This is a genomic window from Candidatus Nealsonbacteria bacterium CG07_land_8_20_14_0_80_39_13 (assembly GCA_002779355.1).
Classification (GTDB): domain Bacteria; phylum Patescibacteriota; class Minisyncoccia; order Minisyncoccales.
The window spans coordinates 1-10570 of the sequence record PEWS01000017.1 but is presented as its reverse complement, the minus strand read 5'-3'; the positions used below and the strand labels follow the sequence as shown (position 1 = coordinate 10570).

Here is a 10570-nt window from a genome sequence, read left to right as displayed (position 1 = left end):
TTAGCAAAAGCAAAATTTGTTCTTGACAATTTGCAACAGGACACATCAGCAATTGAACAAAAAATTCTTGAAAATGTTATGGAACTTTCTCAGGAAGGAATAATGTGGTTTGTCCAGCTCGATACAGATTTGGGAATAACTGCAGAATGTGAAATAAGTTATTTTGATTCATCAAACAATGTTGTAAAAGAAATTGTTAATATTGATGAATATAATAAAATAACCAGTTTAACTGCTGAAGGTGGGGAACCTTGCTTTGAAATTCACTCAGAACCATACTGGATTAAAACCAGCAAACAGAACTGCATAAACAACAGATTTGTTTTCAGATGTTATTCAACTTACGAAGGAGAATATGAATTGTCTGTGTTTTATACAAAAGATGATGAAGTTTTGTATCTTACAGGAATAAGTGAAAGCGCGACACTTGGAGAACCACTGGAAAAGAAATTTTCATTCGGAAAATTATGCATAGGAAAAAACAGCTGTGATTACGAGGCAACATTGTGGTTCGCTCTTGATTTGGAAAGATTCTCGGCATTTAGCGAGGATTATTCTGCAGAAACTTTCATTCCTTATTTGGTTTTGGAGAAGGATAGCAATAAAAAATTATTCAATGATGCATTTTTATATGAATTGACCGGGGATGAATTTTATATCACTGAAGCTGAAAAATACCAGCAAGCAGATGGAAGTTGGAATGTTCCATCTTCTTCAAAAGGAAAATTCTTTGACGCTGGAACTTCAGCTTTGGTTGGAATTGGGAATATAGACAACTCAAAAAATTATTTATTATCACAACAATCCTCAGACGGAAAATTCAATAATTTAAAAGATACATCATGGATATTATGGAATTTCTGGCCGAGAGGTTCTTTTTCAAGTGAATGCAAAAATAAAGATTATAGTTGTGTAGCTGAAGATCAATGCACTGGAAACAAAACAAAAACAGATGAAACTGGCTGTGAAATTTACAATAAAGTTTGTTGCAGAGATTTAAAAGAGGATGAATACCCATGTAAAAAAGAAGGTTATAATTGCGTAAAACAAGGTTTTTGCCAGGAATATAATGGTGTCTTTATCGAAGGATTGCAGTGCAAAGGCATAAACGAGATATGTTGCGATGGGGGTCTTGGATTGTCAAATTGTGAAAACAGAAAAGGAAAATGCAAGACATCATGTTTGACAACAGAATTGAAGATGGAAGGAAGTGATTACAAATGTTCCTCTGGTGTTTGCTGTTTAGATTCAACACGAATTAAATGTTCTGATTTAAAGGGAGAAGTTTGTATAAGTGATGAAAAATGTTTGGATTCAACAGGTAAAACAAAACAAACTGTTATAAGTTCTGATTCAGCTTCGTGTTGTATCGGAGAATGTAAATCATCTTCAGAATTATGTCAAAGCCAGGGCGGTGTAAAATGTTCTCCTACTGACAACAAAGTTTGTTTAGGAGATAATTGGTTTATTGCAATAGATGAAAAATATTGCTGTGATTATTTTTATTGTCAGGACAAAGAAGAAGAAATATGTTATGATTTAGGCGGCGTATTATGTTTATTTAATGAAGAATGTGAAAACGGAGAATTAATTATAACATCAGACGGCTCTTGCTGTATTCAAGGCGGGAGTTGTGTTTCAAAACAAACTTGCAGAGATTTAAACGGTCAGATATGCGACTCAGCTGATGAATGTTCTTCATCTGGAAGCATAACTCAAACTTCAGATGCAGAATTTTGCTGTGTTGAAGGAAAATGCTTGTCAAGTTGCAATAGTTTAGGAGGAAAAATCTGTTCTGAAGGACAGCATTGTGTTGGTGATTATGAGGAATCTTCCGATGCTTTTGAATGTTGTTTCGGACAATGCAAAAAAGAAAAACCTTCATTTAATTTTTTCTGGATTATACTATTATTAATATCAGTTCTGGTTATAGTTGTTGTTGTTTTACTCTACAAAAAAGGAATAATAAAGATGAAAGGTAAGAAACCAAAAGAAAACAAGCCCATACATCCAGCATTCAATATGCCGAGGACAACAACATACCAAGGACCTGTTTTCAGAGGTCCTATGCCTATGCAAAGACCGATGAGAAGACCTGTAAGACAACAGACAAGAACAACTGCAACAAAAATTGTTGAGAAACCTAAACCTGCAAGAGCAACAACTTCCGAGGATGATGAAGTTCTTAGAAAGTTAAGAGAAATTGCAAAAGGCAAATAAGACAAAATCACAATAAAGTTTAAAAACATTATCTTATTGAAATAAATATGGGAAATATATTAAAATATTTTGGAAAATATTTAAAATTAGGAATTTTGTTATCTGTAATTTCCTGTCCTGTAGAATTCAGTTACGGACAAGCACCTCCAGGATATTATGAAAGACAAAGAGATAGTATTGCTCAAGTAGAAAGAGAAGATAGTATAGCAAGAGCAGAAAGAGAAAGAATGAAAAATGTATATTCTATTCCTGAACCAGAAACACAATATGAACGACCAAGAGGAAGTGGTTGTGCTGGAAGAGGACTTGAAGATCTTGATGATGGAGATGGTGACGTATTAAGAATAACTATTGATTGTCACAGAAGATAAGATTATGTTATTTTTGAGTGATAACAAAAGAAAGCTTTAAATATATCTTAATCTATTAATTTAGATGAAAATATTAAGTTTAATTTTAAGTTTAATCCCTATAATTTTACCTAGTTGTGATGTTAATAAGAACATAAATACAGAATTCTTTAATCAATCATTTTACAGTGAAGGAGTTAGAGAATATGTAACAACGCCTCTTGAAGATTCTTTAAGAGTACCTGAACTTTATGATACATTAAATTCTATAAACTTACAACCAAAACTAATAGAACCACTTTATGATGAAATAGTAAATGACTTCAAAGAAGGCAAACCTTTAGTTATAGCAACAGCAGTTGCTTTAGACAGCACACATGGAAGATGGATTAATGGAGAGTATGTCGCATATGCCAATCCTCCGGAAAAAAACCTTTACTGGGGAGGGTTTAGTTTTGGGCATAAGGAAATGTGGAATAAAAGACAAAACTGGGAAAAAGTTTTTGAACAAAAATATGAGAAATCCCCCGTAGAAATATTAGTTTATCATAAAAGATTTTTACCAAACGAAAGATGGAGAAATAAAGGCGTGGAAGACAGCGTGGATGTTTATTTTGTTCCTATGACTTATCGTTGGAGTGGTATGAACACTGCAGTTACAGATATATTGGCTTATTTAAAGGAAGATCCTTTTGCAATGGCAAATGACACTTCGAGAAATGATTCTAATGGAAGACATCCTTTTCAATTATCATTAGACAATGGGGTTGAACTTGATTTGAGAGAAGCATTAATTTGGGCTTATTGCGGACATAATCCTGCAATGGGTTTTGTAATTCCTGATAGTTTAAAATCAAAAATAGTTGGAATTCCAGAGAAAAATAAAGGAGTTGCAATTATAGGATGTGAAACTGAAAATACGTTAAGCAATCTTTTTGTTTCATACAATATTTATGGATTAGCATTTACATATAATAGAAAAGATGGTTTAGAGGGGGTTGCTCCAGAAGGTTATACAACAATCGCATTAGTTGACGGTATTTTAAATATGGACAATGGTTTGGAATTAAAACAAAGAATGGACAGAACTTATGCTAAATGGCAGAACAGAATCGGTGAACAGTTTTTCTCAAATAGCGCAACAGGATTTCCAAAAAATATAGACCTTTATGAATTTCTTTATATTGAACCTAGCACAAATTGATTGTTCTTGTCTAATATAATTGTTGCTTTTGTAAAACATTCATCTTTATTTACTTTTTTAGACATTCTGAGAAAGAAACTGTTCTGTACTCTACTTCAACTTCGTATATATTTTCCATTTTCTTATTTATTCCTTCTTTTACATTCAATATAGTAACATAACCACTGTGATAATTAGGAAGAATATTCCTGATAGCAATTCTGTCCTCAGTCTTAACATCTGGTTCCATCACAGCTCTTCTATTTTCGATATCCTCTTGATTTATTACAACATCTTTAGCATTTCCATCTTCATAAACTACAGAACCAGTTACTGCTATCTCAGTATTACCATTCATCATCCTGAAGTTTCCAATGTTTGTTACTGTCAGTTCTTCACCAAAATCATCTGAAGTTACTCGAACAATATCACATCCTTCGGGGTAAAATATAACATTTCGTTTTAAATTTAATTTTCCTATTGTTTCCGGCTCTATCCACTCCGGAAAATATGATATATAACAATTTTGTTCTCTTAGACTGAAACTAAAAGCATCTTTTTTTCCGCCAAACAAGCGGTAAATCTGCATCTGTTTTTCCGAGAGCAATTTCTCCGGCTGATCCGACTTCATAATCTTACTGGCTCTCTCGGTCTGTTCAAGCAACGCGCCAAGTAAGTATTCTACCCATGGCGCGATATCTTCGCGCTCGGTTTTGTGATTTTTCTGTGTTGCCCGAAGCGCCAAATAGTATTCTGCTTTTGTTTCCTCTATGATTTCGTCAAGCGACACATACGGCGCATAGCTATATCCTGATTTAAGAAGGAGAAGATTAGCAAGAGCGCGACTTAGCCGGCCGTTACCGTCCTTGAATGGATGGATTGCGAGAAATTCAAAAATGAAATTGGCGATTACAAGTAGGGGATGAAAATTTTTAGTTTCTAATTGCTCATTTGTCCATTCAATCGCTTCAAGCATTTCTCCTTTTACTAAATACGGGGGCGTCGGGTCAAAAAGAACAACTTCTTCTCCTCTCTCGTTTTTCATTACTACCGTATTGGGAGAATCTTTATATTTTCCCTTGTGAAACCTGTCTTTATCTGAGAACTGAAGCAAGATGCTGTGAAATTGCAGTATCCAGTTTTCTGAAAGTTTAATCGTTTTCCAGTTATCAAAAATTCTACCGATAAGATCAGCGTATCCTGCAACTTCTTGCTCATCTCTGCCTTTTGGATATTTTGCTTTGAGGCCGCGTAGGAAACTGATAATTTCCTCGTCCGTCATCTTGGCGCCCTCAATACGAGTGCTGGCGCCCGTTGATGTGATAATAACCCATGCCTTAAGACGACCGAGTATCTGCGGGCTTAAGCGTAGGCTTCCCTGCCATAGTCCCTGAAACTGGTCAATTTTGGCGATTTTCGCCAGAATGTCCTGTGTCAGAGGGATTCGTTTGCTTAATCTATTGTAATTCATAAATTAACTATAATAATCAGATATAATCTAACTATATCCAATAATATACGATAATGTTCGATAAAGCAAGCTCCTCCAAATTCAGCATATTATCGTCAGAATCAGAAATAACAGCAATCTTCATATTTGTTTATTCAACGGTGAACATATCTAGATATTTTTTGTAAACATATGACTGCCCATAGGTCACATTTTTATCTTTTGGGATTAGAATGCCTATGTCAATAAACCTATCAATCACTCTTTGCGCTCCAGCGCGCGTGAAACCGGTCCATTTTTGGATGATAGCGTTATTAACTATCGGCTGAGCATATAATTTTGGGATAACAATCATAGCGCTTTCAGAAGCCCTTTTCCCTAAAGTATGTACTTTTCCCATATCATTTTGGCGTAAATACGTGATTTTGCCTACGATATTAATTGCCTCGTTTGCGATTTCAATCACTCCATCAAGAAAAAAATCTATCCAATCTTCAACGCCCCCGTTATGGTATGCAAAAAGTTTTTCATAATATATTTTTTGATGTTTTTTGAAATATGCAGACAAAAATAAAACCGGTTTTTCCAAAAAACCTTCTTTCCATAAATAAAAAGTAATCAGCATTCTGCCGGTTCTACCGTTGCCATCTAAAAATGGGTGAATTGTTTCAAATTGGGCATGAATTAATCCAGCTTTTATTGCGACCGGCACCGTGTCTTCTTTATTGATAAAATTTTCTAAGTCTGAAATCGCCCTATTCATATCTTCAACCGGTGGCGGTACAAAACGAGCGTTATCCGGCCTTGTTCCGCCTATCCAATTCTGACTTTTTCTGAATTCTCCGGGATCTGAAAAATGCGTAGACCTTGCTTTGTCTAAAAGTTCTTTATGCAATTCTTTAATAAATCGAAGCGCTAATGGAAAATTATCTCCCTTCATCCTTTTTATCCCATAATTTAGCGCTTTAATATAATGCAGAATATCATCTACATCTTCCGGAACGTTTTCTATAATTTTTGCTTCTGCCTCTATTGCATCAATCATCGTTGCCATTGTTCCCTCAATCTGACTTGATGAAGCCGCATCTTTCCTTAAATACATTAAAAGAAAAAAATCAGCATCCGGCAAAAGCTTTGTGATCCCATCCAATTTTCCTAATAATCTCGTCGCCTCATCATTCTTTTTCAGAATTTTAGGATCAAAATCAAAACCTCCTTTTGGCGGAAAGGGATTGGGGGTAAAAGCCTTAAAACCTTGTGGTTGACTTATAAATTTTCCTAACTCTAACGGTTTCATATAATTTGTTTCTATCTTTCTCTGAATATATACAAAGTATATCAGTTTGTATCTATCGTGTCAATGCTCTCCTACTTTTCATATATAATCGTATATAATCAGACATAGTTGACATCAATAATCTCCTCCATAAATTTATTTATTCATGCAGCATTTTTTGTACTTTTTGCCAGAACCGCAGGGACAGGGGTCGTTTCTGCCGGTTAATTGTTTTTGAGAAACAATCGGCGCCGGCTGGGAAAATTGAGGATTTTCTCTTTGAGGAGCAAGGGTAATTTTAAGAATTGTCTCAGCAGTAGTTAATTCTATCTGCTTAAGCAACTCCTGAAAAGCTTTATGCCCTTCGTTTTTGTATTCAATAATCGGATCTCTCTGGCCATAAGCCCTTAATCGGACGGCGTCCCTCAAATACTCCATATTTTCCAAATGCTCCATCCACAACGAATCCAAGATCCTCAAGCTCACTGCTTTCTCGGCATGGCGCATAACCTCCGGACCAAGTTCCTTCTCTTTTTTTTCATAATCATCTTTGGAAAATCCCGCCTTCGCGACAATTTCCAGCATCTGATCCCTCAACCCCTCCTCTTTTGTTTTTCCTAAAATTTCCAATCTTCTTTTGTAAATTATTTCCCTGTGCTTGTTTAAAACATCATCGTATTCCAAAACATGCTTTCTGGAATCAAAATTAAAACCCTCAATCTTCGCTTGAGCGCTTTCAATGGCATTGGAAAGAATTCCCACTTCAATCGGCTCATCTTCGGGAAGATTCAATTTCTCCATTAATGATTTAATTCTATCCCCGCCAAAAACCCTTAACAGATCATCTTCCAAGGAAAGAAAAAATTGTGAAGAACCCGAGTCTCCCTGCCTTCCGGCTCTTCCTCTTAATTGATTATCAATTCTCCTCGCCTCATGCCTTTCTGTGCCGATGACATGTAAACCGCCCGCTTCGGTTACTTTTTTAGATTCTTCAGGATTCGGCGGATTGCCTCCGAGTATGATATCAACTCCTCTGCCGGCCATATTAGTGGCGATGGTCACTGCTCCGAATCTTCCGGCTTGAGCAATAATTTCTCCTTCTTTCTCATGATTCTTGGCGTTCAGAATTTGATGGGCAATCCCCTCTCTTTCCAATAATTTCCCCAGATATTCGTTTTTTTCAATTGAAGTCGTGCCGACCAAAATCGGCTGACCCTTTTCGTGCTTCTCTTTTATTTCCGCCACCACGGCTTTGAATTTTCCGGCCACGGTTTTATAAACTTTATCCGGAAGGTCTTTCCTGATGGTTGGTTTATTGGTCGGTATTAAAACCGTTTCTAATTTGTAAACCTTATCAAATTCTTCAGCTGAAGTGAGAGCTGTTCCTGTCATTCCTGATAATTTTTTATACATTCTGAAATAATTCTGAAAAGTGATGCTGGCCAAAGTCAATGATTCCGGCTGAACAAACACTCCTTCCTTGGCCTCAATGGCCTGATGAAGTCCTCCTGACCAGCGCCGACCGGGCATCAGCCGTCCGGTAAATTCGTCAACGATAATTATCTGCCCGTCTTTGGAAACATAATCCTTGTCTTTTTTGAACAAAGCTTCCGCCCTCAAAGATTGCTCCAAGTGATGGACATATTTTATTCCTTTCTCCTCATAGATATTGCCCATACCTAAAATCTTTTCCACCTTTTCCATTCCTTCTTCGGTCAAAGTAACCGCTTTCATCTTTTCGTCTATTTTATAATCCGTTTCGGAATTTAACTTAGGTATGATGCGGGCAAAATCCTGATACCATTTTGAGCTTTCCATATCCGGAGCGGAAATAATCAGAGGCGTTCTGGCTTCATCAATCAAAATTGAATCAACCTCGTCAATAATGGAAAAATTATATCCTCTTTGGCTTTTTTGTCCCAAATCATAAACCAAATTATCCCTTAAATAATCAAAGCCGAATTCGTTATTCGTTCCGTAAGTAATGTCGGCCGCATAGGCCTCTTTTCGCGATACCGGCCGCAAATAACTCTTAACAATCTTAAACCCTCCCTTTATATCCCTTTCCTCATCGCGTTCATCTTCTTTTTCTCCTAATTTTAGATTTTGGTTGTTGGAGCTTATTTGGAATTTGGAATTTGGGATTTGGAATTTTTCGTCCTGGTATTCCGGGTCATAAATAAAAGCGCTGTCATGAACTATGCAGGATGTTGATAGCCCCAAAGCATAATATATCTGTCCCATCCAGATGGCATCCCTCTTGGATAAATAATCATTGACTGTTATTAAATGAGCGCCCTTCCCTTCCAAAGCGTTAAGGCAGAGAGCCAAAGTAGCGGCCAAAGTTTTTCCTTCTCCGGTTTTCATTTCAGCGATTTTCCCCTGATGCAGGGCTATTCCTCCGACTACTTGAGAGTCATAATGGCGTTGATTCAAAGTTCTTTTTCCAGCTTCCCTAACTAAGGCAAAAACAGGAGCTAAAACCTCATCAAGCGGTTCTCCGTTTTTTATTCTTTCTTTAATTTTTGAAACCTCCTCTTTAATTTGTCCATCGGAAAATTTCGCAATATCCGCCTCAAGAGAATTTATTTTCTCAAGAATGGGCTGAATTTCCTTAACAAAAGAATCGCTGCTCTCCCCGAAAATTTTAGTAAAAAATGACATAGATTAGTATTAAGTAGCAAGTATTAAGTATCAAGCACTTGCCCCAATTTTGTCATTGTATCATAAATTCCCCTAAAACAGAACGAAGATGAGAAATAAAGAAATAAAAAACGGATAGTTTACTATCCGTATGCTATTTCCACGACCAGCAATTACGCCGGTGCCGGCTGGGAAAAGTTTTTGGCTTCCATGTCGAGAAGAGAAGCTATGTCAAATACCGTTGCTACGCCTGAAACATTACCAATATTCCCAGTTCCAGTATTGGTATACATCGGAGTTCCATCTGCCCCCAATTGGACAAACATAACGTTGTCATTATCGGAGAACTCTTTCATCCAATACCATTTCAGATATTGGTCTGTCAGCCCTGACGCTATTATCTTATTTGCATCGGCTATTCCTCCCGCCTCTATTATCTTCCTTTTGGCCTCCTGCGTTTCTTTCAGTAAAACATATTCCATACGTAACGCATCCTGCTCCGCTTTTTTCTTTTCCTCAATTGATGTTTTTAACTGCGGGGGGAGCTCAATATTCCTAAAAAGAACATTTTCAACGATTATGTCCTTTCCTTTTAATCTCTGTGTGATATCAGCGACCACCTTTTGTTCCAGAACTGCTCTTTTTTCGGTGTAGATGTCTGCTGCCTGATATTCAGCTACGGCCTCCCTTACGACTGACCGAAACTGTGGCAAGACAACAACTTCTTCATAGCTAGGGCCTATCCCTCTATGTATCTCATATGCTTTACCCGGACTAATTTTATACGTTAATGTCGCATCCATTTGTATACTTAGTCCTTCGTTGGATAAAGCGTGCATAGACTCTGTCTTCTGCTGAGTTCTGACAGGATATTTCCATATCTCTGAAAAAGGGCTTTTATAACTTGTCCCTTCGCCATAATATTTATCTTGAACCCCGCCGGACAACCAACTATACTCTACTCCTTCAAATCCCGCTGGTATAGTTACTATCAGAGATGTACAGAGTACAATAGCTACAACCAATACCCACATGCCAAAAGCATATTTAGCGACTCTTGCTATGGTCCAGTTATTATCCAAATTAACGGTTCCAATAAAAATAGCTGCCAGAACAATTATTATCAAAGCTATCACTAATATTCCGATCGTTTCGGGCCCCAAATAGGTCGCTACTTTTTCTGCCTTTTCGGTAAGTAAATCGCCACTGCTATCTTTCTTATTATCTCCTATGCATCCAACCACTGCTGTTAATAACAACAGCAACAGCAACACCAATAACGCCGGTGCCTTTCCTTTCAACTCATTCATTGTTTTTTTCATTTTTTCGTATTTTTTTCCCTATTTTTTATTTTTTTAATTTTTTTTGTTTTTTTTATTTTTTTCTTTTTTCATTTTGCCGTCTTCACAACATCATTCTTTAAGTCTGACGCCTCTGTCTTCCATAGT

The 10570-nt window shown here is 36.7% G+C and carries 7 protein-coding genes; 3 read left to right on the top strand and 4 right to left on the bottom strand.

Annotation, left to right across the window (positions count from 1 at the left end; translation table 11 throughout):
- From COS96_01090 to COS96_01080, 3 genes are all read left to right on the top strand, one after another.
- A partial coding sequence (locus COS96_01090; GenBank protein PIU44051.1) for a hypothetical protein occupies window positions 1-2220 on the top strand: 2220 nt, incomplete at its 5' end.
- A gap of 47 nt (window positions 2221-2267) precedes the next feature.
- A complete protein-coding gene (locus COS96_01085) occupies window positions 2268-2591 on the top strand; it encodes a hypothetical protein (GenBank protein PIU44050.1) in 324 nt (107 codons plus the stop codon).
- Window positions 2592-2655: 64 nt separating this feature from the next.
- On the top strand, window positions 2656-3774 hold the full coding sequence (locus COS96_01080; GenBank protein ID PIU44049.1) for a hypothetical protein: 1119 nt from the start codon (window positions 2656-2658) through the stop codon (window positions 3772-3774).
- A 49-nt stretch (window positions 3775-3823) separates the two neighbouring features.
- Here COS96_01080 and COS96_01075 read toward each other — a convergent pair whose 3' ends face one another.
- The 4 genes from COS96_01075 to COS96_01060 form a co-directional block, all read right to left on the bottom strand.
- Window positions 3824-5224: a Fic family protein gene (locus tag COS96_01075; GenBank protein PIU44048.1), complete on the bottom strand. Its 1401-nt coding sequence runs from the start codon at window positions 5222-5224 to the stop codon at window positions 3824-3826.
- A 130-nt stretch (window positions 5225-5354) separates the two neighbouring features.
- Window positions 5355-6500 carry a cell filamentation protein Fic gene (locus COS96_01070; GenBank protein PIU44047.1) on the bottom strand — a complete coding sequence of 382 codons (1146 nt, stop codon included), beginning with the start codon at window positions 6498-6500 and terminating at the stop codon, window positions 5355-5357.
- Window positions 6501-6635: 135 nt separating this feature from the next.
- Window positions 6636-9143 carry a preprotein translocase subunit SecA gene (locus tag COS96_01065; GenBank protein ID PIU44046.1) on the bottom strand — a complete coding sequence of 836 codons (2508 nt, stop codon included), beginning with the start codon at window positions 9141-9143 and terminating at the stop codon, window positions 6636-6638.
- A 152-nt stretch (window positions 9144-9295) separates the two neighbouring features.
- Window positions 9296-10444 carry a hypothetical protein gene (locus COS96_01060; GenBank protein ID PIU44045.1) on the bottom strand — a complete coding sequence of 383 codons (1149 nt, stop codon included), beginning with the start codon at window positions 10442-10444 and terminating at the stop codon, window positions 9296-9298.
- Window positions 10445-10570: the final 126 nt, after the last annotated feature.